This window comes from Actinophytocola sp., assembly GCF_036002505.1.
In the GTDB taxonomy this organism is placed as follows: domain Bacteria; phylum Actinomycetota; class Actinomycetes; order Mycobacteriales; family Pseudonocardiaceae; genus DASYTH01.
In genome coordinates, this window is sequence record NZ_DASYTH010000078.1 from 13,023 (window position 1) to 34,981 (window position 21,959).

Here is a 21,959-nt window from a genome sequence, read left to right on the forward strand (position 1 = left end):
CTGCGCGAGGTGCCAACACACCGACGCCTGGCGCCAACATGGCGACGCCAGACGCCAACTCGCGGGGTTAACTCTCGCCGATGACGGTGGGGGGCAGGTTGTGCTCTTCGCCGTCGATGGAGACCTGTTCGGTGACCCGCTCGTCCCGGCTGTAGCGGCTGCGGGACGGGCTGGCTCCTACGGCGTCGGCCTCCGGGGCGTCGCCGAACCACTGGCCGGAGCCGATGGTGTCCATCCCGAACCGGCGCATCGGGCCCCGGGCGGCGTCCCCGCCGCTGAGCCCGGTGCCGGTGCCGGCGGCGACACCTGGCGTTGCCGCCGCCGGCGTCCCGGCAGCCGCGGCCATCTGGCTGGCCACGGCGGACTGGAGGTCGGGCGAGTGCACGGTGCCGGGCACCGCGCCCGCTCCGATGCCCGGGCCCGCACTGGGCGCACCGCCGGCGCGGTGGCCGCCGGTGCTGCTGACCTGTCCGGTGCCGGACCCCGAACCCGTTCCGGTGCTCACGCCGGAGCCGGACCCCGAGCCGGAACCCGAACCTGATCCCGTGCCGCTTCCCGGACCGGTGCCCAGGTCGAGACCGCCCGTGCCGGTGCTGGTCCAGCCGAAGCGGGATTCGCCGCGGCCACCGAATCGGCCCCGGTCGTCATGCCAGTCGTCGCCCCGGGTGGACCCGGTGAAGGCGCCGGGCAGCACGGACGGCCGGCGCTCCACGGCCGGCGCGCCGCCTGGGGATCCCCATCCGCCGTGGTGGCCCTCGTGGTGGCCGTGGCCGCCGCTCGGGCTGGTCGACGGCGCGTCCGGGCCGTGCGGCAGCAGCCCGCCGACGAGGCCGAGCCCGATCGAGAGGGCCGGCGTGGTCAGCGAGACGCCGCTGTCGCGGTGCCGGTGGATGTCGCCCATGCCGGAGAGCTCGGCCGGCGCGCTGAACGCGGCCATGGATCCGGTGTTGGCCTTGGTGTCGCGCTGGTAGGCCGCCATCACCTCGAACGCCTTCTGCTGCCCGGCGGTGGCCGCGGACTCGACCGGCTCCTTGTCGCTCTGGCTGGCGAGCACCTGCAGCGCGGGGGCCATGGTCGGGTCGGGCTGCGCGGGCGGCACGTCCTCGGGCACCGGCATCTCGGCGCGGGCCTTGGCCAGGTGCTCGGCCTGGTTCTCCACCGCGATCCGCATCTCGCCCGCGCCGGCCCCGGTCTGCTGGGCCCAGTCGGCGAGCCCGGACAGCCGGTCGTAGGCCGCGCCCGCGGCCTTGCCGCTCCAGCCCGCGCCGGACCGCCCGATGGCGGCGTTCAGGTCCTCACCGACCTCGGTCAGCGCCGCGGCGATCTCCGCCCAGCGCCGCGACGGCTCGGCGGAGGCGGTCGGACCGGCGCCCTGGTTCAGCAGCCTGTGCAGCTCCTTGTGGGTGAAACCCTGCCACCTGGTGGCGTCCGCTAGCTCGGTCATCAGGCGCCCGTTCCCTCCTGCTTGCTGACCGTGGTGCTGCTGTCCTCATCCGAGACCCGGTACTGCTCGGCCGTGCGATCCAGGGTGTCGGCGGCGGTGCTGAGCTGGCGGCGGAAGCTCTGCAGGGTGCCGAGCGCGGACTCGGCGGTGTCCACCGACCGGTTGTTGAACGCGGTGGTGGCGTCGGCGCTCACCGGATCGTCGGCCCATGCGGAGATCCGCAGGTCGTTGCCGGCCAGCTCGAGCTGCCGGTCGACCTTCGCCAGCGCGTCGGCGAACGCGTCCCGCAGGGCCGGCACCGCACCCGCCTCGACCAGCAGGTGGTTGCCCGACGTGGCGCTGTTCCCCTGACTGCTTCCGGGCCCGTGGTTACCGTCTGCTCCCACGCCCGCCCTCCCATCGGCTTGCGGTGGATACCTGTGGATACCTGTGGTGTGCCAACTGTATCGGTCTGTGATGCTCGGATTCGACCGTTCACTGACATTTCCTGGACGCGCAGCCATGTTGACAGGTTCCGCGTCAGGATCGGGTCGCTATCCGGACGATCACCTGCTCTTCGGCGCCGTCCCCCCGGGCGGCTTGCTCCACCTGGTCAGTTAGTTGAAAACCGCACTTCTCGGCGACCCGCGCGGACGCGGCGTTGCCGGCGAAGTGCTTGTACAGCACGCGCTCCAGGCCGATCGCGCCGAAACCGAAACGTAATGCGGCGGCCAGCGCGCGGGAAGCGGTGCCCCGGCGGCGCCCGGCCGGATGCGTCCAGATGGCCGCCTCGGCCGTTCCTCCGGTCAGGTCAAGCTCCTTGAGGCCGACCTCGCCGAGCAGCTCGCCGGTGAACGGATCGGCCACCGCCCAGGAGTAGCGGAGGTCGCTGACCCACTCGCCCGCCCGGCGCGCGATGTAGGCGCCGGCCGTGGCGAGGTCGTCGATGCGGTAGTTCGGCACCCACCGCCGGGTGTCCGGATCGGCGAAGCCCTCGACCACCGCCGGCCGGTCGTCGATACGGTCATCCGCCCGCAGGGCACGCAGGTACAGCAGCCCCAAGTTGATCTCGACCGGTTCCACACGCCAACGTTAGCCCTGGCCACTGACACTACGAGCGGAGCGAGTCCAGGCAGCACAGTTAGATGTTGCAGAGGTTGCGGGCATCGGCCACCGGACCGAACCGCTGCCCGGGCCCGGACACCGGCGGCGCGGTCGCGGAGAGCAGCACCCGGCTGAGCAGCGGGGCGCCGCCGGCGGGGCTCGCCACGCCGAAGTTGTCCACGACTCCGTTGCTGGCGGTGTCGAACACGACGACGTCCCCGCCGGAGGCCAGCGACACGTAGAGGCGGGTGAAGTCGGGCGCCGGCGCCACGGTGTTCGGGTTCCCGCCGGTGAAGATCGTCGTGACCTGACCGGACGCCAGGTCGAGGACCCGGACCGAGCCGACGGATCTCGGTGCGCAGAACTCGGCGAGGTAGACGCGCGCTCCGTCCGGGGTGAACACCAGGTCCACGCCGCTGACCCCGGGGATGCTCCGGACCACCGTCCCGGTCGTGGTGTCGATCACGTCGCCGGTGTTGACCAGGGCGAGCCGGCCGTTCGGTGAAAACCTCAGGTGGCTGGCCGCGCGCCCGTCGACGAGCGGGATGGTCCGGGTGAGCGTGCCGGTCGCGGTGCTGATCACGGCCACCTGCCGGCCGGTGCCGGACGACGGGTCGAACCCGACGTAGACCCGCGACCCGTCCGGCGACACCGCCGGCGCGTACGGGAAGCCGGGGATCGCGATCGTCCTGACCACCCGCCGGGTGCCGGTGTCGATCACGGCGAGGGAGCGGTCGCTGATCAGGTACGCGCGCCGGCTGTCCGGCGCGAACACCAGCCCCCGCGGCGCGGTGACCGCGATCGTCGCGACGACCGTGTTCGACGCGGTCGAGATCACCGTGACCCCGCTGTTGGCGGAGATGTTGGCTGCGTAGAGCTCCCGACCGTCCGGCCGCACCCGCAGGTCCGCCTGGAAACCGAGGGGAATTCGTTCGGTGATCGTGTTCGTCGCCGGATCGAAGCCGATCACCGCCCGGTTTGTGGCGTCAAAAATATACCCGTGCGTCGCCGGCGCCGCCGCGGCCGGAACACCGCCGGCCAGAATCCCCAGTGCCGTCAAACCCGCCACCGCGCGCGCCCTGATCCTCATGAAAGCCCCCTCCCGGCAACGGATGCAGCGCGATGCTACGGCCCGTGCGCCGGGCGCGGAAATGGCCGAATCTGCCTGAGGGTTTGCGCTTTCTTAGGTATCAGTCGCCGCGTTCGAGGCGGCGGTCGTGCCAACCACGGTGGCGCTGGCGATGCCGGTCGTGTTTCCAGTCCTCGCCCCAGATGGCGCCACCGACAATGGCCAGCACGGCCGGGATCAGGAAGAAATACCAGACGTGGCCGAAGTTGAGGAACAGCACCAGCGCCAGGATCGCGGACAGCGGCACCAGTGCGCCCCACACCCGCTGGATCGCCGGCCGGTCGTCCCACTTCACCGGCTGGTTCGGCTTGGGCGCGGCGGCCGGCCGGGCGCGGGGCGCGGCGACGGCCGGCCCGAAGCTCGGCCGCGGGTCGGGGAGGTCGGCGAACAGCGCCAGCAACTCCCCACGGGTCTTCGCGGCGGCAACCTTGGCGGTGCGCTCGCCGTACTCGTCCACGCCCAGCCGCCCGACGCTCATGTGCTCGCCGAGCTTGCTGATGGCATCCTCGCGCTCGCTGTCGCTGATCCGCAGGTCCGACGGCTCGGTGTTCACACCCGAATCCTACTTGCGGGTGAGCCGCTCAGTCCTTGATCTCGCAGAGCACGTTGCCCTGGGACACGGTCTCGCCGGGACTGACGGCCAGACCCGTGACGGTGCCGGACTTGTGCGCGGTGACCGGGTTCTCCATCTTCATCGCCTCGAGTACCACGACCAGCTCGCCGGCTTCGACCTGCTGGCCGTCCTCGACCGCGATCTTGACGATGGTGCCCTGCATGGGCGCGGTGACCGCATCGCCGGACGCGCCGACCGCCCGGCCGCCGCTGCGCTTGCGGGGTGCGGCCCGGCCGGCGACGGGCTCGGCCGGCGCGGCGGCGACCGCGGTGAGCGAGGCGGGCAGCGAGACCTCCAGCCGGCGGCCGTCGACCTCGACCACGACGCTCTGCCGCGCCTCCTCCTCGGGAGCCTCGGCGCCGCCGGCGAACGCCGGGATCGTGTTGTCGAACTCGGTCTCGATCCACCGCGTGTGCACCGAGAACCCGGCGCCGTCACCGATGAACGCCGGGTCACTCACGATCGCCCGGTGGAACGGGAGCACGGTGGCCATGCCCTCGACGACCATCTCCTCCAGGGCGCGCCGGGACCGGGCCAGCGCCGCCTCCCGGGTCGCGCAGGTGACGATCACCTTGGCCAGCAACGAGTCGAACTGGCCGCCGATGACGTCGCCGGACTCGACACCGGCGTCCACCCGAACCCCCGGCCCGGACGGGAAGACCACCCGGGTCACGGTGCCCGGGGCCGGCAGGAAGTTGCGGCCGGGATCCTCGCCGTTGATCCGGAACTCGATGGAGTGCCCGCGCGGCACCGGATCCTCGGTCGACCGCAGCGGCTCCCCGGCGGCGATCCGGAACTGCTCGAGCACCAGGTCGATCCCGGTGGTCTCCTCCGACACCGGGTGCTCCACCTGCAGCCGGGTGTTCACCTCGAGGAAGGAGATCGTGCCGTCCTGGCCGACCAGGTACTCCACGGTGCCGGCGCCGGAGTAGCCGGCCTCGCGGCAGATCGCCTTGGCGGAGCTGTGGATCGCGACGCGCTGCTCGTCCGACAGGAACGGCGCGGGCGCCTCCTCCACCAGCTTCTGGTGCCGGCGCTGCAGCGAGCAGTCCCGGGTGCCGACCACGATCACGTTGCCGTGCTTGTCGGCCAGCACCTGCGCCTCGACGTGCCGCGGCCGGTCCAGGTAGCGCTCCACGAAACACTCGCCGCGGCCGAACGCGGACACCGCCTCGCGCACCGCGGAGTCGAACAACTCGGGGATCTCCTCGAGGGTCCGGGCCACCTTCAGCCCGCGCCCGCCGCCGCCGAACGCCGCCTTGATCGCCACCGGCAGCCCGTGCTCGCGGGCGAACGCGACGATCTCGTCCGGCCCGGACACCGGGTCCTTCGTGCCGGGCACCAGCGGAGCGCCGGCCCGGGTGGCGATGTGCCGCGCGGTGACTTTGTCGCCGAGGTCGCGGATGGCCTGCGGGTCCGGTCCGATCCAGGTCAGCCCGGCGTCGATCACCGCCTGGGCGAACTCGGCGTTCTCGGCCAGGAAGCCGTAGCCGGGGTGCACGGCGTCGGCCCCGGCCCGGGTGGCCACGCCGATCAGCTTCTCGATCGACAGGTAGCTTTCCGCCGCGGTGGACCCGGCGAGGGCGAACGCCTCGTCGGCCAGCCGGACGAACACCGCGTCCCGGTCGGGGTCGGCATAGACGGCGACGCTGCCGATGCCGGCGTCCCGGCAGGCGCGGATCACCCGAACGGCGATCTCTCCGCGGTTCGCGACGAGTACCTTGCGCAGCGAGGTCACGCCTTCCTCCTTGGGCCGACCGGCAACACCTCCGACGGAGTCTACGGACTGCCGATTGGTGCAGGATCGAGAGCAAACTCACGCAGGCAAGAGGGTCGATGTGGCTGGTGGCAAGCCGCGGGCGGTGATTGTCGCCATCGTGCTCTCCGTGCTGGTCGCGGCCGGGGCGCTGGGCGGCGCCGCGGTGCTGCGCTGGCGCGCGACGCATCCCGCCGCCGCGCCCGTGACCAGCGGCAAGCCGCCGGCGTCCAGCGGGGTGGGGCCGTCCGGGTGCCTGCGGGAGCCCTGCCAGGTGCTGGGCCGGGCGACGGTCGGCGGCACGGTGGTCGAATTGGTGGCCGACGCCGGCGGAACCTCCGGCCGGCTGCGGGTCGGCGGCCCGAACTCCGGCTCGGTGATCGAGGCAACCATCACCGAGATGGGCGTGACACTGGCCGCGGACTCCCTGCAGTGCCTGCCCGGCGGCCCGGCCGCCTGCCTGATCCGCGGCCGGCACGACGGCGGCATCGCCGGCCAGGTCGTCGTCGGCCGCTCGGACAGCTGGAGCGCGCTGGAGCAGCGTTACGTCTCCAACGCCGGCTACCTCGCCCTCATCAACCTCGACGGCGACGTGGTCCCGGAGATCCTCGCCGCCCAGCACGACTGTCCCACCGCGGTGGACTGCGCGAGCCGCCCGGTCTTCGCCCAGGTCTTCGCGCTGACCGGGCAGGTGCTCGGCTGCACGCGGAACTACCCGAAGCTGGACAAGCTGCCCGGGGCACCCGGTGTGCCGCTGACCAAGGCGCAGCTCACCCCGTGCCGGTGAGGAGTGCGATGAATGCGTCGTTCCTCACGCCCAGTGCGACAAAGGACGCATTCACCGCACCCCGGACCACAAATCAGTGACAGTCACCCCGACCGCGGCGAGCAGGCGCCGGGTGAGCGGCAGGCTGATGCCGATCACGCTGGACGGGTCGCCGTCGATGCCGTCGACGAACCAGCCGCCCAGGCCGTCGATGGTGAAGCCACCGGCCACGTTGAGCGGTTCGCCGGAGGCCAGGTAGGCGGCCAGCTCGGCCTCGCTGGGCTGGCCGAACCGGACGGTGGTGCGCTCGGTCCCACTCGCCGACGCGCCGGTGTCCGTCCGCACCACGGCATGGCCGGTGAGCAGCTCGCCGGTGCCGCCGGCGATCGCGGCCCAGCGCTTGCCGGCGGCCTCCACGGTGCCCGGCTTGCCCGCCAGCTCGCCGTCGAACAGCAGCATCGAGTCGCAGCCGACGACCACCGAGCCGGGGTCCACGGCTGGCAGCACCGCCCGGGCCTTGGCCTCGGCGAGCGCCATGACGAGCTCCTCGGTTGACGGGTCGGACAGGGCGGCGGCGACCGCATCTTCGTCCACACCGGACACCCGGACGACCGGGTCCACCCCGGCCGCGCGCAGCACGGCGAGCCGAGCGGGGGAGGCGGAGGCAAGGACCAGGCGCACGGGCACCGAGCCTAGTCGGGTCTAGCCGGGCGACCGGTCCCGCACGCCGGCCGCACTGATCATGCCGAGGATCAGCACCACGACCGGGAGGACCAGGGTTGCCTTGGCGGCGTTGGTGAAGCCGAGGTGGAAGGCGTCCAGCGCGACCTGGCGGACGAACTCGGCGACGTTGGGTGAGAGGTCGGACGGTAGGCGCGGGCCGGTGCCGGAGAACTGGCTCGCGGTGTTGGCCGCGCGGGTGATCCCGTCGACGAACTGCTCGCGGAACTGGATCGGCAGGCGCTGCGCGTAGTCCCGGGCGGCGTCCGGCACGGACACCGCGATGCCCACCTGGAGCAGCACCCCGCTGGCCGCGCTGCCCAGCACCCCGCCGACCTGCCGCGCGGTGTTGAACACCCCGGACGCGGCGCCGACCAGCGGCCCGGGCACGGCGGACATGGCCGCGTTGGTCAGCGGCGAGTACACGCAGCCGATGCCGGCCCCGGCCACGATCAGCCCGGGGATCAGCACACCCGGCGCGGTGCCCGGCTCGGCCTGCCAGGCGAGCACCACCGTGCCGGCGGCCAGCGTGCTGAGGCCGGCCAGCACGAAATGCCGTGCCGCCAAGCGGTTCCAGGCCCGGCCGGCGAGCGCCGCGGCGAGGGCGGCCGCGACCGCCATCGGTGCGGTGAGCAGGCTGCACTCCAACGCTGAGAGGCCCAGCACGGTCTGCAGGTAGATCACCAGCGGCAGGAACATGCCGGTGGTGGCGAAGCCCAGCGCGGCATGCGTGAGGTTGGCCGAGGCGAACGCGCCATCGCCGAACAGGGCCGGCGGCACCAGGGTTTCCGCCGACGTTCGGCGTTGCCAGAGCACGAAGGCGGCCAGCAGTACGAGGCCGGCGACGATCAGGTGCAGCACGCCGACCGGGCCGAACACCGCGCCCCAGTGGTAGTGCTGCCCGTTCTGCACCCCGAACACCAGCACCAGCAGGCCGAGCGAGGCGAGCCCGGCGCCGACCACGTCGAACCGCGGCCGCTGCCCAGGCTGCCAGTGTTGAATCCAATGTGCGGGCTCAGGCCCCGTTTCCCCGCCGCTGTGGGCGACTTGGTACGGACCGACTTCTCGGGCAGGCCGTGTTCCACTGGGGGCAAGCCCCCAGACCCCAGTTCCTCGGGCCCACCTCGGCGCCGGTGAGCCCGCACAACTCGGCAGCAGCAGCACCGCGATCACCAGGCTGGCCACCCCGATCGGCACGTTCAGCAGGAAGATCCAGCGCCAGCTCAGCCGCTGCACCAGCACGCCGCCGAGCACCGGCCCGGTGATGATCGCGACGCCGGCCACCGCGCCCCACACCGTGATCGGCGTGCGGCGCGCGGCCGGCGCGAACAGCCGGCTGATGAACGCCAGCGTCTGCGGGGTCATGGCCGCCGCGCCCAACCCCTGCACGGCCCGCGCCGCGACCAGCATCCCGGGCGAGGACGCCAGCCCGCACCACAGCGAGGCGCCGGTGAAGATCACCAGCCCGGCCAGCAGCACCCGCTTCGGCCCGAACCGGTCCCCGAGCCGCCCGGTGAGCAGCAGCGGAACCGTGTTGGCCAGCAGGTAGACGCTGTTCACCCAGATGATCTCGTTGAGGTTGGCGCCCAACCCGGTCAGCATGGCCGGGATCGTCACGGTGACGATCGTCGAGTCCAGCATGATCATGAAGAAGCAGGCGCAGAGCGCGCCGAACGCCAGCCATGGATTCCGGACGGAGCGTGGCTCGGCCGCTCCGTCCGGACGGGTCAGCCCGGCAGGCCGGACGCGTGCCATGCCCCCGGTCCGTGGCTGATCCCCGTGCGCAGCAAGGCCCGGGGCCGCGACCAGTGCGGCCGGTGCGCCGGTGCGCCGGCCCGCGCCCGGGCCGCCGCGACGGCGCTCACCACCGCGGCCAGCGCGGCCAGCTCAACGTCGTCCGGCGTACCCCGGACCACGCTCAGTACCGGCTGCTCCTCAGGCATGTTCCTCCTACAGCGGGATGTTGCCGTGCTTCTTGGGCGGCAGGGTCTCCCGCTTGTCGCGCAACAGCCTAAGCGCCCGGGCCACGTAGCCGCGGGTGTACGAAGGCGGGATCACCGAGTCCACGTAGCCGCGTTCGGCCGCCATGTAGGGGTTGCACAGGGTGTCCTCGTACTCCTGCTGCAGGTCCGCGCGCAGGCCCTCGACATCCTGGCCGTTCTCCGCGGCCTGGGCCAGTGTCTTGCGGTGCACGATGTTCGTCGCTCCCTGCGCACCCATCACGGCGATCTGCGCGGTCGGCCAGGCCACGTTCATGTCCGCGCCCAGGTGCTTGGAGCCCATCACGTCGTAGGCGCCGCCGTAGGCCTTGCGGGTGATCACGGTGACCTTCGGGACGGTGGCCTCGGCGTAGGCGTAGATCAGCTTGGCGCCGCGCCGGATGATCCCGTTCCACTCCTGGTCGGTGCCCGGCAGGAACCCCGGCACGTCGACGAAGGTGAGCACCGGGATGTTGAACGCGTCGCAGGTGCGCACGAACCGGGCGGCCTTCTCGCTGGCGTGGATGTCCAGGCAGCCGGCGAACTGGGTGGGCTGGTTGGCCACGATCCCGACGCTGTGCCCCTCCACCCGGCCGAAGCCGACCAGGATGTTCGGCGCGTAGAGCGGGTGCACCTCGAGGAACTCGCCGTCGTCGATCACCCGGGTGATCACCTCGTGCATGTCGTACGGCTGGTGCGGCGAGTTCGGGATCAGCGTGTCCAGCTCGAGGTCGGCGGCGTGCACGGTCTCGGCGACCGGACCGGTCTCCTCGAACCCCTCGAACACCGGCGGGTCGGACATGTTGTTGGACGGCAGGAAGGACAGCAGCTCCTTGACGTAGGAGACCGCGTCCTCCTCGTCGACGGCCAGGTAGTGCGCGTTGCCCGACTTGGTGTTGTGCGTGCGCGCGCCGCCCAGCTCCTCGAAGCCGACGTCCTCGCCGGTCACCGTCTTGATCACGTCCGGGCCGGTGATGAACATCTGCGAGGTCTTGTCGACCATGATCACGAAGTCGGTGAGCGCGGGCGAGTACACGTGCCCGCCGGCGTTCGCGCCCATGATCAGCGAGATCTGCGGGACCACGCCGGAGGCCCGGGTGTTGCGGAAGAAGATCTCGCCGTAGAGGCCGAGCGAGACCACGCCCTCCTGGATCCGCGCGCCGCCGCCCTCGTTGATGCCGATGATCGGGCGGCCGGTCTTCATCGCCAGGTCCATCACCTTGACGATCTTTTCGCCGTAGACCTCGCCCAGCGAGCCGCCGAACACGGTGACGTCCTGGCTGAACACGCACACCGGGCGGCCGTCGATGGTGCCGTAGCCGGTCACCACGCCGTCGCCGTACGGACGGTTCTTCTCCTGCCCGAAGTTGGTGGACCGGTGCCGGGCCAGCTCGTCCAGCTCGATGAACGAGCCGGGGTCGAGCAGCATGTCGATCCGCTCGCGCGCGGTCTTCTTGCCCCGGGTGTGCTGGCGCTCGACGGCCCGCGCCGAGCCGGCGTGCACCGCCTCGTCGTTGCGGTGGTAGAGGTCGGCCAGCTTGCCGGCCGTCGTGTGGATGTCCGGCGTTCGATCGCTGTGCTCGGGCGGCGACCCGACCGGCTGCGTCGCACTGCTCATGCCGTGTTCTCCAACTCGGGAATGTTGGCCATGGTCGTCGGTCGCCTCGGGTGGTGGGTCACCGGACCGCTCCTCGGGCAGACCTCGTTCCTCGGCCTACCCTCGTCGCGGTAGGCCAACTCCCTCGCCGAGGCATTCGCAAGCTCATGACCAGGCAGCGTAATCGGGAACGCCTCCCGCCCGGCCGGAGGAGTGTTCACCGTCTCGCTGGAGTCCGGCTACGGTGTTGCCCTGTGTCGAGCGAAGATCGGCCCTTGCGGGCCGAGGAGCTGCAGAAGGCCCTGGTGGCGCCGTTCGGGCCGTTCGCGGCGCTGGACGTGGTATCGAGCACGGGATCGACCAACGCCGACCTGATCGCGGCCGCGGCGGGCGGGGCCGCCGACCGGACCGTGCTGATCGCCGAGCGGCAGACGGCGGGGCGGGGGCGGCGCTCGCGGGAATGGGTCTCGCCGCCGGCCGCGGGCGTGTACCTCAGCGTGCTGCTGCGCCCCGACGGGGTGCCGGCGGCGCGGCTGGGCTCGCTGGCGGTGGTCGCCGGGCTGGCCCTGGTCCGCGCCGTGCGGGAGGCGGCCGGGGTGGAGGCCGTGCTGAAGTGGCCCAACGACCTGCTGATCGGTGACGCCAAGTGCGCGGGGGTGCTGTCCGAGGCGGTGGCCGGCGGATCCGGTGTGGTGGTGGGGATCGGGCTGAACGTGGACCCGCTGCCGGTCGAGGTGCCGGCCGGGCCGGGTGGGCTGGCCGCGACGTCGCTCGCCGAGGCCGGGGCGGCGGTCACCGACCGGACGGAGATCGCCGGCGTGCTGCTCATCGCGTTCGCCACGCTCGAGTCGGCCTGGCGGGCGTCGGCCGGGGACCTCGACGCGTCCGGGCTGCTCGGCGCGTACCGGGAGGCCTGCGCGACGCTCGGCCGCGAGGTGGTGGTCGAGCTGGCGGACGGCTCGGACCTGCACGGGGTGGCGACCGGGCTGGAGGCGGGTGGCGAACTGGTGATCACCGGTGCGGACGGGACGGAGACCGCGGTGTCCGCGGGCGACGTGGTGCACCTGCGATGAAGGGGGCCTTCCTCACGCCGGAGGTGAGGAAGGCCCCCTTCATCGCACTGCCCGTCGGGGCCGAGTTGCCGAGTCCGCGGTACCGGTGCAGGGCAGCGCCGGTACGGTTACCGCGACAACACGACGGTGCCGCTAGTCGGGAGGAACACCGTGGCCTATCCAGAGGACCTGATGAGCGAAGGCGAGCAGGTCGTCGCGCACAAGCACTCGCACTGGAAGATGCTGCTGCTGCCGTATCTGGCGCTGATCGTCACGCTGGGCCTCGGCATCTGGCTCGCCCTCCTGGCCAAGGACGCCACCTCGCCGTGGAACTCCATTGGGCTGATCGCCATCGGGGTCGTGGCGCTCACCTCGATCGTGTGGCTGTTCCTGGTGCCGTTCGTCCGCTGGCGCACCACGCACTTCGTGATCACCACGGACCGGGTGATGGCGCGCGAGGGCGTGATCAACCGGTCCAGCATCGACATCCCGATGTCCCGGATCAGCAGCGTCCGGTTCAAGCAGGGCCTCACCGACCGGATCTTCGGCTGCGGCACGCTGATCATCGAGTCGTCCTCCCAGGAGCCGCTCGAGTTCGATGACATCCCCAAGGTCGAGCAGATCCACTCGTTCATCTACCGCGAGGTGAACGACAACCCGCTGGACGACTACCACAAGCGCGCCCCGCAGCCGACCCAGTCGTACCCGCAGCAGGACAACCGGCGCGGTTAGCTTTGCCCGTCCGGGAGCTGGGGCTGCCGGTCCGGGTGTCCTCGCCCGGCGGCCTGCCGGAGCGCGTCACGATCTGGGAGGTCGGGCCGCGCGACGGGCTGCAGAACGAGCAGGCCGTGATTCCCGTCGAGGTGAAGCTGGAGTTCCTCGACCGGCTCGCCGGCGCCGGCCTGACCACGATCGAGGCGACCAGCTTCGTGCACCCGAAATGGGTGCCGCAGCTCGCCGACGCCGAGGAACTCCTTGCCGGGCTTCGGTTCCGGGACGGCGTGCGCTACCCGGTGCTGGTGCCCAACGAGCGCGGGCTGGACCGCGCGCTGGCCGCCGGCGTACGGCACATCGCGATCTTCGCCAGCGCCACCGAGACGTTCGCCAACCGCAACCTCAACCGCACGCTGGACGAGCAGTTCGCCATGTTCGACCCGGTGGTGACCCGGGCCCGGGCCGAGGGGCTGGACGTCCGCGGCTACGTGTCGATGTGCTTCGGCGACCCGTGGGAGGGCGCGGTCGACCCGGCGCAGGTCGTCGCCGTCGGCACCCGGCTGCTCGACATGGGCTGCTCGCAGCTCTCCCTCGGTGACACCATCGGTGTGGCCACGGCCGGTCAGGTCGAGTCCCTGCTCGGCGCCTTCCCTTCCGTAGAGCCCCTTGCCGTGCATTTCCACGACACCTACGGTCAGGCGCTGAGCAACACCCTGGCCGCGCTCCGGCTCGGAGTGTCCACTGTGGACTCCTCGGCGGGTGGCCTGGGTGGCTGCCCGTACGCCGAGTCGGCCACCGGCAACCTGGCCACCGAGGACCTGGTCTGGCTGCTGGACGGCCTCGGCGTGCGAACCGGCGTCGACCTGGACGCGCTCGCCGACACCAGCGCGTGGCTCGCCGGAAAGCTCGGCCGGCCCAGCCCCTCCCGCGTGGTCCGGGCGCTGCGAGGCTGAGCGGGGTCACGTTGCGGCGCTTAACATCACCCGAAGGTGGTGGAACCGACTCCGGCGGGACAACGTCCAACTCCTGCCGGCGCCCAAGTAGCAAGCGGAGGTGGCCTTGAGTTCTGACCACCAGGCCCAAGTCGAGGAATTGCTTGCCGATTACCGGCGCAGCCGCGACCAGCTTGCCTCCGTACACCAGAAGCTCGCCGCCGTACGCGAGTCCGCGACCAGCCCGGACGGCCTGGTGAAGGCCACCGTCGGTCCGGACGGGGTGCTGGTCGACCTGGAGTTCTCCGACGTGGCGTACCGCAACTACCGGCCGGAACGGCTGGCCGAGCTGATCGTCGACGCCACCGCCGCGGCCGCGGCCAAGGCGGCCCGGGTGGCGAACGACCTGGTCGCGCCGGTGCTCCCGGCGGACACCGACCCGGAGGCGTTGCTCCGCGGCACCGCCGACCTCACGCCGGCCGAGCTCGTCCCGCCGGCCCCAGTGGTGATGGACGACAGCTTCGAGAACCGGGCGACCTGGCTCGACAGCGGAGGGCAGCGGCGATGACCGGCCAGGGTTTCAGCGCCGACGTCGACCGCCTCACCGCGCAGGCCGGCGAGTTCCCGGCTCTGGCCGAGCGGGCCGGCGCGATCCACCGCGAGCTGTCCGGCACGCTCACCGAGCTGGGCGCGTGCTGGGGCACGGACGGCGTGGGCCGGAGCTTCGCCGCCGCGCACGCCGAGCCGTCCGGCGTAACCCTCGACGGGCTCGGCTCGTTGCCGGATCAACTGGGTTCGGTCGGCACCCGGTTCAGCGAGACCGCGACGGCCTACCGCGAGCAGGACGCGGCCGGCGCCCAGCAGATCAACGCGGCCGACGCCTAGGGGTTCGCCATGGGAATCCAGCTGCCACCGGAGCTTGCCAGTGTGGCCGCACAGGCCGGCGTGCGTTGGCCAGAGGCCGACGAGGACAAGATGCGCCAGTCCGCGCAGGCCTGGCGGGACGCCGGCACCAAGCTCACCACGCTGACCCGCGACGCCGACCGCACCGCCGGGGGTGCGCTGGGCGCCGTCCACGGCGATACCGGCGACGCCGCCCGCCGGCACTGGTCCGGATTCGTGCATCCCGATCACGGCCACCTCACCGCCACCGCGCGCGGCTGCCACCACGCCGCCGACCGCCTCGACCACGCGGCCAACCAGGTCGGCGCCGCCAAGCTCGAGATCGTCCGGAACCTGGTCAACCTGGCCAAGAACTCCGACGCCGCACACGGCGCGGCCGCCTCCGGCCACCCGAACGCCCTGCTCGGCCTGGACACCGCCATCCGCGGCACCGCCGCCAACGTCCAGCACATCACCAACACCCTCGAGCGCGCCGTTCAACCCGCCACCGGCGTCGACGTGTCCAACACCCAGAACCTGGTCAACCCCAACCCCGGCCAGCACCGGGGCATTTTCGAGTCGGTGGCCGCCATGGCGAACGACATCCCCCAGACCGCGACCGGCGCGGCCGGCAACCTGGTGCAGGGCGTGGTCGGCGGCCCGACCCAGGGTTCGCCGGGTCCGGCCGGCAGCGTGCTGCAGGGGACGACGAACGTCCTGAGCAACACCGTCCACGCCATGCCGCAGGTGGCCGCCGACACCACGGGTTACGTGGGCGACACGGCGCAACGCGTCGTCGGCCCGCCCGGACAGGTGGCACCCGGCGGTCACGGCTCTGGATTTCCGGTGGTCGGCAACCCGGAGATCACCGGTCCGGTCCGGATCCCGCCCAGTGACGCCGGCTCCAGCTTCGGCCACGGCGGGCCGGTTCATGTCGACCTGCCCACCCCGCCAACCGGGGTGCCGTTGGGCCCCGGTCAGACGGTGCAAGCCGGCCTCGGAGCCGGCGTCCTCGACCCGTTGGCCCCCGCCCACGTCAACCCGGTCCAGGCGCCGGGCGGGCCGCTGCCCGGCGGTGGCCCGCTGCCCGGCGGCGGATCCGCGACCCCGGGCGGCCAGCTCCCCGGACTCGGCGCGCCACCGGCAGGTGGCGGTCCCGCACTCGGCATCCCGTCACCCGGCGGAGGCGCCGGCCCCATTCCGGTGGCCCCGGCCCCCCGTGCCGGCGGAGCGGTGCCGGGCGTCCCACTCGGTGGCGCGGCGCCGGTACCGGCCGGCCCGCTTCGCGGCGGAGCGGTGCCAGGAGCCCCGATCGGTGGTGCCACACCGGGTGCTCCGGTCGGCGGCGGCGCGCCGATGTCCCCCAATCAGCCCCGTGCCGGGGGAGCGGTACCGGGCGGTCCGCCCGGTACCGCCGCGCCAACCCCTGGCGAACCCCGCGCCGGTGGTGCCGCGCCGGGCGCTCCGGCCGGTGGCGCCGCTCCACCTCCGGCTGCCAACCAGCCCCGTGGCGCGGCCTCTGGTGGCGGCGCACCCGTCCCGACCACGGACCAGCCGCGCCCGGCCGATGGCGCGCGCGGAGCCGGCGCCGCAACGGGTTCGGCCCCCGACCAGCCGCGCACCGCCGACCGCGCGGGCGGCGCGGGGCCTACCAGCCAGAGCCGTGGTGCGGTGGCCATGGCCATACCTCCATCGGCGACCCAGACGTCCGCTCCTGGTCAGCCCGGCGGACCCACGGACCCGCAGGACACGCCCGACGTGCTGTTCTGGGTGCACATGTTCCCGATGGGCCACATGCCGGTGCGGTCCGAGCGGCCGGCCCGGCAGCTTCCGCCGCCACCGGCCGAGGTGGACTACGCGCCGGGCCTGCGGTTCGGGCCCAGTGATCATCCCGAGCACCACCGGGTGGAGAGCTGGTGGCGGCTCGACGAGCTGCGCGCCGGGGTTCCGCCGCTCGAGCCGCAACCCGGGCTGCCGGCCGACGACCCGCGGGTGGCGGTGCTCGCCGAGGGCCACGATCCGTTGGGCGGCCAGCACGAGCGCGACTGGGACCGCCGGTACCTGGTGCGGCTCGGCAGCGTCACCGCGCAGGGCATCACCAGCGAGGGCCAGGAGTACGCGTGGCCGCCGGGCGAGATCCACCCCGAGGGCGGGAGCGCGCCGGGCGAGCCGGAGATGCTGGCCGAGGGCACCGTGATCGACCGGTTCGGCGCGCCCGACGGACGGGTGTTCTCCTTGGACGGCACGGAGTTCGCCCGCCGCTCGCTGCCGCACGGGTACCTCGGGGCCGGCTACCACCGGTACCGCGTCACCCGCCCGGTACCGGCCTGGCGCAGCGTGTCCGCCGCCTGGTTCGGCCAGTCGGGCGGCGGCGAGCGGTACCGCACCACGTACTCGGCCGCCGAGCTGCTGGCCCTGGGCTACCTGTCGGACATCACCGGAGGCGCCGAATGAACGCGGAGTCCATTGTGGAATGGCTGGCCGCGGTCGGTGTTCCGGCCGAGGTGATCTCCATCGGGGCCGAGTCGGACAACGCCTGGTGCCTCGTCCGGGACGAGGTACCGGCCGAGGACGGCACCTTCGGCTGGGAGGTTTTCTGGCGGGAGCAGGGAAATCGCTACGACTGGGCGCGCTTCGACAGCGAGCAGGTCGCCTGCCACTACCTGTTCGGCCGGCTCACCTGGGCCCAGGTCGTCCGCGGGGCGGTGGGTGTGATCCCGGCACCGGCCGGCTGACAAGATCGGGGCATGAAGTTCGTTCTGGAAGTCGACCTCGACGAGCTGGCGCCCGACGCGGACGTCGTCAAGGAACTGGGCCGAATCCTTCGGTACTGGGCCGGAAACCTCCACTACTACGAGCTGAAGGCCGGCGACGGCGCGGCCGTCTCCGACTCGGCCTACCAGGAGGTCGGCCGCTGGAGCATCACCGACGGGTCAGGCCCGGGCGAGTAGCTCCAGCGCGGCCGCGTGCACGTGCCCGTTGGAGGACAGCGCCGAGCCGCCGTCGATGCGGGCCTCGCCGGACAGGTCGGTGAAGGCGCCGCCGGCCTCCTCGATCAGCACCTGCACCGCCGCCACGTCCCAGGCGTTGACGATCGGCTCCACGGCGATGTCCAGCGCGCCCTCGGCGACCAGGCAGTGCTGCCAGAAGTCGCCGAACGCCCGCGACTCCCAGCACGCGTTGACCAGGTCCAGGTACCGCTCCCGCGAGTGGTACGTCACCCACGAGTTGAGATCCGTCGTGGACAGGTACGCGTCCCCCAGGTCCCGCACGCCGGACACCGTCATGCGCCGCCGCGCACCGTCCGGATAGGACGTCCAGGCACCCTCCCCGGCAGCCGCCCACCACCGGCGGCCCAACGCCGGTGCGCTCACCACCCCCACCACCGGCCGCCTGTCGACCACCAGCGCGATCAGCGTCGCCCATGCCGGCACCCCGCGCAGGAAGTTCTTCGTCCCGTCGATCGGATCCAGCACCCAGGCCCGCCCGGCCGCCGGAATGGTCCCGCCCCGCTCCTCACCCACGACGTCGTCGCCGGCCCGCCCGGCCGCCAGCCGCTCCCGCACCGCGTCCTCGACGGCGGTGTCCGCGTCGGTCACCGGCGTCCGGTCCGGCTTGCGCGCCACCACCAGGTCCCGCGCCAGGAACCGCGCCCGGGTGATCTCGTCGGCCACGTCCGCCAGGCTCAGCGCGAAGATCAGGTCGTCACTCACCCGACGATGGTGCCACGCCTGCTGTGCTCCTCCAGCAGCCGCTGGCATTCGAGGAGGTTGGCCGCGTCGATGAACTGCTCGCCGACCCGATCCAGCGTGTCCGCCGGCCAGTCGTCATTGAACGGTTCGATTGCGCCCTCTGCCGGTGTGGTTGTCAATGTGACCGTCCATGTGGCATAAGCTCCGGGCAGTCTCCAGGTTCGCTCCACGGCCATACTGTTTCTCTCGGCCATACGGTCGGGCAAGTCCCATTCGGGTGACTGAGCTTTCCTTGCCATGGTGGCAAGGCGTAATCGTATGGCATGGCCAAACGCAAAGGTATTTCGGTCCGCCAGCGGCGGGTGTCCAGGGAGCTTCGTGCCCTCCGCGAAGAACGCGGCCTGAGCTGCAAAGACGTGGCGCTGGCGTTGGACTGTTCGGAGAGCAAAATCAGTCGCATGGAAACAGGCGAACGCGGCCTCTACGCCGACGATGTGGCGGCGGTGCTGGGATTCCTCCGCGCGCCTGGCAAGCTCCGCCAGCAACTCGTCGAACTGGTGCGCGACGGCGAAGCCAAGAACTGGCACGAGATCCACGGCAAGCTCCCCAGCAACTGGAAGGAACTCGTCGCCTTCGAACGCGAAGCCAGCGCCATCTACAGCTACGAGCCGCTGCTGATCTCCGGCCTGGTCCAAACCACTGACTACATCAGAACGCTCATCCAACATGGTAATCAAGATTTGTCCGAACCCGAATCGAGCTCGCTTGTCGAGGCCCGACTGCGACGCCAAATCGCGCTTGGCCGATCTAATGCACTCCAGCTGAACCTGGTGCTCGAGGAGATGGTGCTGCGCCGGACCATGGGCGATCCGGTGATGATGTACGGCCAGCTTCAGCATCTTCTGGCCGTCGCGGCTCGCCGGACCGTCACGCTTCAGGTGGTGCCTTTTGATGTGGAGGCCGCCCTGGTCACACAAGGCCCACTGCTGATCTTGGAATTTCCCACCCAACCAACTCTGTGTTACGAGGAGACCAGGTCCGGCAGCACGTTCCTGGAAGAGGAGGAGCACATCAACAGAGCTAGGCTTGCCTGGAAGCGGCTTCGGACCGTAGCCCTGTCGGCTGAGGATTCGCTGCGGCTGATTGCCGAGATCGCAGGCAAGTTGAGGAGCATGGCATGAACGGCCCGAAGTGGCGCAAGAGCAGCCGCAGCAACGCGAACCAGGCCAACTGTGTCGAGGTCTCGTTGGCGCCCGACGCTGTGGCGGTGCGGGACTCGAAGAACACCGGCGGGCCTGTGCTGATCTTCCCCGTCGCTGGTTGGGCGGTGTTCCGCCAGACACGGAACTGACAGGTTGGGCCTACCCTTAGCGCGTGAGCGTGGTGCTGCTGGCCGAGGACGACACGGCGATCGCCGAGCCGCTGTCACGCGCGCTGCATCGCGAGGGCTACGAGGTGCAGGTCGTCGGGGACGGGCACGGGGCGCTGGAGGCGGCCAACTCGGGGGCGGTCGACCTGCTGGTGCTCGACCTCGGGCTGCCCGGCATCGACGGGCTGGACGTGTGTAGGAGACTCCGGGCCGCGGGCCGGTCGATCCCGGTGCTGATGCTGACCGCGCGGGCCGACGAGGTCGACTTCGTGGTGGGCCTGGACGCGGGGGCCGACGACTACGTGGCCAAACCGTTCCGGCTGGCCGAGCTGCTGGCCCGGATCCGCGCGCTGCTGCGCCGCCGGGCACCCGGCACGATCGAGGTGAACGGCGTGCGGATGGATCTCGCCGCGCGCCTGGTCACCCTGGACGGCCAGGAGATCACCCTGGCCAACAAGGAGTTCGAACTGCTCCGGGTGCTGATCCAGCGCGCCGGGCAGGTGGTCACCCGGGACGAGATCCTCACCGAGGTGTGGAACGGCCCGGAGCTCAAGACCAGCAAGACGCTGGACATGCACATGTCCTGGCTGCGCCGCAAGCTCGGTGAGGACGGCGCCCGGTCCAGTGAGCAGCGCATCGCGACCGTGCGGGGGGTCGGCTTCCGGTTCAACACGGACTGAACCCGTGCGCCGACGCATCCTCCTGGCGATCCTGCTGGCCGTCGCGGTCACCGCGTGCGCCCTCGGGATCCCCCTCGGCTACGCCTCCTTCCAGGTGGTGGAGAGCCTGACCAGGGAGGACCTGGCGGCCCGTGCCCAGCAGATCGCGGCCACCCTGGACGACACGATCGCCAGTGGCCAGCCCGTGGACCTGTCCGACGTCCAGCTCGCGGTCCCGACCGGCGGCCGCCTCGTGGTCGAGCTCGCCGCCGGCGAGGAACGCACGCTCGGCCCCGACCTCCCCGGCGACACCGTCACCGAGGAGGTGCCGATCGTGCACCAGGGCCGCGTCCGCCTCTCCGTCGACGCCGGCCCCATGCACACCCGCCAAGCCCAGGTCGCCGCCCTGGTAGCACTCGTCGTGATCGGCACCGTCGGCATCGGCACCCTCGTCGCGATGGTCACCGCCCGCCGCCTGGCCCGCCCACTCCGGCACGTCGCCGACCGCGCCTCCCGCCTCGGCGCCGGCGACTTCCGCCTCGACCGCACCCGCTACGACGTCGCCGAGCTCGACTCCGTCGCCGAAGCCCTCGACACCTCCGCCACCGCCCTCGCCCAGCTCGTCCAACGCGAACGCGAGCTCGTCGGCGACGTCTCCCACCAACTCCGCAGCCGCCTCACCGCCCTGCAACTGCGCCTCGAAACCCTCGTCGCGATCGGCGACGAAGAAGCCGCCGCCGAAGCCCAAGCCGCCCTCGAACAGGCCGAACGCCTCGCCGACGTCCTCGACGACATGCTCGCCGCCACCCGTGAAGCCCGAGCCGCCGGCGCCGAACCGGTCGACCTCGGCCGGGAGCTCGTCACCATCGCCGACGAATGGCGCCCACCCCTCCGCGCCGCCGGCCGCTCCCTCAAAGTCAAGGTCCCCCAAGGCCTCCTCGCCAAAGTCTCCCCCGCCCGCCTCCGCGAAGCCGTCGGCGTCCTCCTCGACAACGCCCTCCGCCACGGCGCCGGCACGGTGTCGCTATCCGCCCGCAGCGGCGACGGCGCCCTCAACACCGAAACCGTCGTCATCGAGGTGTCCGACTCCGGCGGCGGCGTCCCCGACGAACTAGCCGCCCACATCTTCGAACGCGGCGTCTCCGGCTCCGGCTCGACGGGCCTCGGCCTAGCCCTAGCCCGCGCCCTCATCGACTCCGACGGCGGCCGCCTGGAACTCTCCACCGCCCGCCCCCCGACCTTCACCCTCTTCCTCCCCGTCCCCCGGGCCGCCGACGTCCGCGGCGTCCGCTGGCCCACTGAGCGCGCCCCCCGCTAGTAGTCCAGCCGCCACGTCGTGATCTCCCGTGATCTCCCCGATGCCGTTGTGACCACAGGTGCTCGTGTGACACCGCCCGGTGGAGCGAAGGCCACCTTCAGGACACTCAACGCCAATGCCAGGGACTTTAAGCCGGGGTGAGTGTTGATCACGGTTGGTGGGTGATCGGCGTGGTGAGCTGACGGGCAACGAGGCTCCGCGCTAGGACTGGTGATTGTCGAAGATCATCAGTTGGAGCGGGGAGCCTCGTTGGT

The 21,959-nt window shown here is 71.9% G+C and carries 25 protein-coding genes; 13 read left to right on the plus strand and 12 right to left on the minus strand.

The genetic code is table 11. The features are described from left to right. Window positions 1-67: 67 nt before the first annotated feature. From VGR06_RS05825 to VGR06_RS05850, 6 genes are all read right to left on the minus strand, one after another. Entirely contained in the window at window positions 68-1,444 is a 1,377-nt protein-coding gene (locus VGR06_RS05825) for a PPE domain-containing protein (RefSeq protein WP_327557919.1), read from the minus strand. Further along, window positions 1,444-1,830: a transcriptional regulator gene (locus tag VGR06_RS05830; RefSeq protein WP_327557920.1), complete on the minus strand. Its 387-nt coding sequence runs from the start codon at window positions 1,828-1,830 to the stop codon at window positions 1,444-1,446. Before VGR06_RS05830 ends, VGR06_RS05825 begins: the two co-directional genes overlap by 1 nt. Before the next feature lie 133 nt (window positions 1,831-1,963). Then, entirely contained in the window at window positions 1,964-2,506 is a 543-nt protein-coding gene (locus VGR06_RS05835; RefSeq protein ID WP_327557921.1) for a GNAT family N-acetyltransferase, read from the minus strand. Window positions 2,507-2,564: 58 nt separating this feature from the next. Beyond that, complete coding sequence (locus VGR06_RS05840) at window positions 2,565-3,617, minus strand: YncE family protein (protein ID WP_327557922.1); 1,053 nt, start codon at window positions 3,615-3,617, stop codon at window positions 2,565-2,567. A 100-nt stretch (window positions 3,618-3,717) separates the two neighbouring features. Beyond that, on the minus strand, window positions 3,718-4,209 hold the full coding sequence (locus VGR06_RS05845; RefSeq protein WP_327557923.1) for a DUF1707 SHOCT-like domain-containing protein: 492 nt from the start codon (window positions 4,207-4,209) through the stop codon (window positions 3,718-3,720). A gap of 28 nt (window positions 4,210-4,237) precedes the next feature. Beyond that, on the minus strand, window positions 4,238-6,007 hold the full coding sequence (locus VGR06_RS05850; RefSeq protein WP_327557924.1) for an acetyl/propionyl/methylcrotonyl-CoA carboxylase subunit alpha: 1,770 nt from the start codon (window positions 6,005-6,007) through the stop codon (window positions 4,238-4,240). Between the two features lie 124 nt (window positions 6,008-6,131). On the opposite strand from VGR06_RS05850, the gene VGR06_RS05855 reads away from it, so the two are divergent. Next, complete coding sequence (locus VGR06_RS05855) at window positions 6,132-6,812, plus strand: hypothetical protein (RefSeq protein ID WP_327557925.1); 681 nt, start codon at window positions 6,132-6,134, stop codon at window positions 6,810-6,812. 51 nt (window positions 6,813-6,863) lie between these two features. Here the strand turns inward: VGR06_RS05855 and VGR06_RS05860 are convergent, their stop codons facing one another. From VGR06_RS05860 to VGR06_RS05875, 4 genes are read right to left on the minus strand one after another with little or no spacing between them, the layout of a single operon-like run. Beyond that, on the minus strand, window positions 6,864-7,472 hold the full coding sequence (locus VGR06_RS05860; protein WP_327557926.1) for a Maf family protein: 609 nt from the start codon (window positions 7,470-7,472) through the stop codon (window positions 6,864-6,866). A 21-nt stretch (window positions 7,473-7,493) separates the two neighbouring features. Continuing rightward, entirely contained in the window at window positions 7,494-9,266 is a 1,773-nt protein-coding gene (locus tag VGR06_RS05865; protein ID WP_327557927.1) for an MFS transporter, read from the minus strand. Then, the gene (locus VGR06_RS05870; RefSeq protein ID WP_327557928.1) at window positions 9,239-9,454 is read right to left on the minus strand and encodes an acyl-CoA carboxylase epsilon subunit; all 216 of its coding nucleotides are present in this window, start codon (window positions 9,452-9,454) and stop codon (window positions 9,239-9,241) included. Before VGR06_RS05870 ends, VGR06_RS05865 begins: the two co-directional genes overlap by 28 nt. A 7-nt stretch (window positions 9,455-9,461) precedes the next feature. Next, window positions 9,462-11,108 (minus strand): acyl-CoA carboxylase subunit beta, encoded by a 1,647-nt coding sequence (locus tag VGR06_RS05875; RefSeq protein WP_327557929.1) that lies wholly within the window; start codon window positions 11,106-11,108, stop codon window positions 9,462-9,464. A gap of 233 nt (window positions 11,109-11,341) precedes the next feature. Here VGR06_RS05875 and VGR06_RS05880 point away from each other — a divergent pair, with 233 nt between their 5' ends. From VGR06_RS05880 to VGR06_RS05915, 8 genes are all read left to right on the plus strand, one after another. After that, on the plus strand, window positions 11,342-12,160 hold the full coding sequence (locus VGR06_RS05880; RefSeq protein WP_414637160.1) for a biotin--[acetyl-CoA-carboxylase] ligase: 819 nt from the start codon (window positions 11,342-11,344) through the stop codon (window positions 12,158-12,160). 150 nt (window positions 12,161-12,310) lie between these two features. Then, window positions 12,311-12,871, plus strand: a complete 561-nt coding sequence (locus VGR06_RS05885; protein WP_327557930.1) for a PH domain-containing protein — start codon at window positions 12,311-12,313, stop codon at window positions 12,869-12,871. 2 nt (window positions 12,872-12,873) lie between these two features. Further along, window positions 12,874-13,806 carry a hydroxymethylglutaryl-CoA lyase gene (locus VGR06_RS05890; RefSeq protein ID WP_327557931.1) on the plus strand — a complete coding sequence of 311 codons (933 nt, stop codon included), beginning with the start codon at window positions 12,874-12,876 and terminating at the stop codon, window positions 13,804-13,806. Window positions 13,807-13,906: 100 nt separating this feature from the next. Beyond that, entirely contained in the window at window positions 13,907-14,353 is a 447-nt protein-coding gene (locus VGR06_RS05895) for a YbaB/EbfC family nucleoid-associated protein (protein WP_414637161.1), read from the plus strand. Further along, a complete protein-coding gene (locus VGR06_RS05900; protein WP_327557933.1) occupies window positions 14,350-14,670 on the plus strand; it encodes a hypothetical protein in 321 nt (106 codons plus the stop codon). Before VGR06_RS05895 ends, VGR06_RS05900 begins: the two co-directional genes overlap by 4 nt. 9 nt (window positions 14,671-14,679) lie before the next feature. Next, entirely contained in the window at window positions 14,680-17,121 is a 2,442-nt protein-coding gene (locus VGR06_RS05905) for a glycohydrolase toxin TNT-related protein (RefSeq protein WP_327557934.1), read from the plus strand. After that, a complete protein-coding gene (locus VGR06_RS05910) occupies window positions 17,118-17,402 on the plus strand; it encodes a hypothetical protein (RefSeq protein ID WP_327557935.1) in 285 nt (94 codons plus the stop codon). The genes VGR06_RS05905 and VGR06_RS05910 overlap by 4 nt, the downstream gene beginning before the upstream one ends. Window positions 17,403-17,414: 12 nt before the next feature. Then, on the plus strand, window positions 17,415-17,618 hold the full coding sequence (locus VGR06_RS05915; protein WP_327557936.1) for a hypothetical protein: 204 nt from the start codon (window positions 17,415-17,417) through the stop codon (window positions 17,616-17,618). Here the strand turns inward: VGR06_RS05915 and hisN are convergent. Further along, a complete protein-coding gene (gene hisN, locus VGR06_RS05920; protein WP_414637162.1) occupies window positions 17,601-18,428 on the minus strand; it encodes a histidinol-phosphatase in 828 nt (275 codons plus the stop codon). The genes VGR06_RS05915 and hisN overlap by 18 nt on opposite strands. Further along, entirely contained in the window at window positions 18,377-18,589 is a 213-nt protein-coding gene (locus VGR06_RS05925) for a hypothetical protein (RefSeq protein WP_327557938.1), read from the minus strand. The genes hisN and VGR06_RS05925 overlap by 52 nt, the downstream gene beginning before the upstream one ends. Before the next feature lie 93 nt (window positions 18,590-18,682). Here VGR06_RS05925 and VGR06_RS05930 point away from each other — a divergent pair, with 93 nt between their 5' ends. From VGR06_RS05930 to VGR06_RS05945, 4 genes are read left to right on the plus strand one after another with little or no spacing between them, the layout of a single operon-like run. Continuing rightward, window positions 18,683-19,540: a helix-turn-helix transcriptional regulator gene (locus VGR06_RS05930; protein WP_327557939.1), complete on the plus strand. Its 858-nt coding sequence runs from the start codon at window positions 18,683-18,685 to the stop codon at window positions 19,538-19,540. Beyond that, the gene (locus tag VGR06_RS05935) at window positions 19,537-19,710 is read left to right on the plus strand and encodes a DUF397 domain-containing protein (RefSeq protein WP_327557940.1); all 174 of its coding nucleotides are present in this window, start codon (window positions 19,537-19,539) and stop codon (window positions 19,708-19,710) included. Before VGR06_RS05930 ends, VGR06_RS05935 begins: the two co-directional genes overlap by 4 nt. 23 nt (window positions 19,711-19,733) lie before the next feature. Then, entirely contained in the window at window positions 19,734-20,408 is a 675-nt protein-coding gene (locus VGR06_RS05940) for a response regulator transcription factor (RefSeq protein WP_327557941.1), read from the plus strand. Between the two features lie 4 nt (window positions 20,409-20,412). After that, the gene (locus VGR06_RS05945; protein ID WP_327557942.1) at window positions 20,413-21,705 is read left to right on the plus strand and encodes an ATP-binding protein; all 1,293 of its coding nucleotides are present in this window, start codon (window positions 20,413-20,415) and stop codon (window positions 21,703-21,705) included. The last annotated feature ends 254 nt before the right edge of the window (window positions 21,706-21,959 follow it).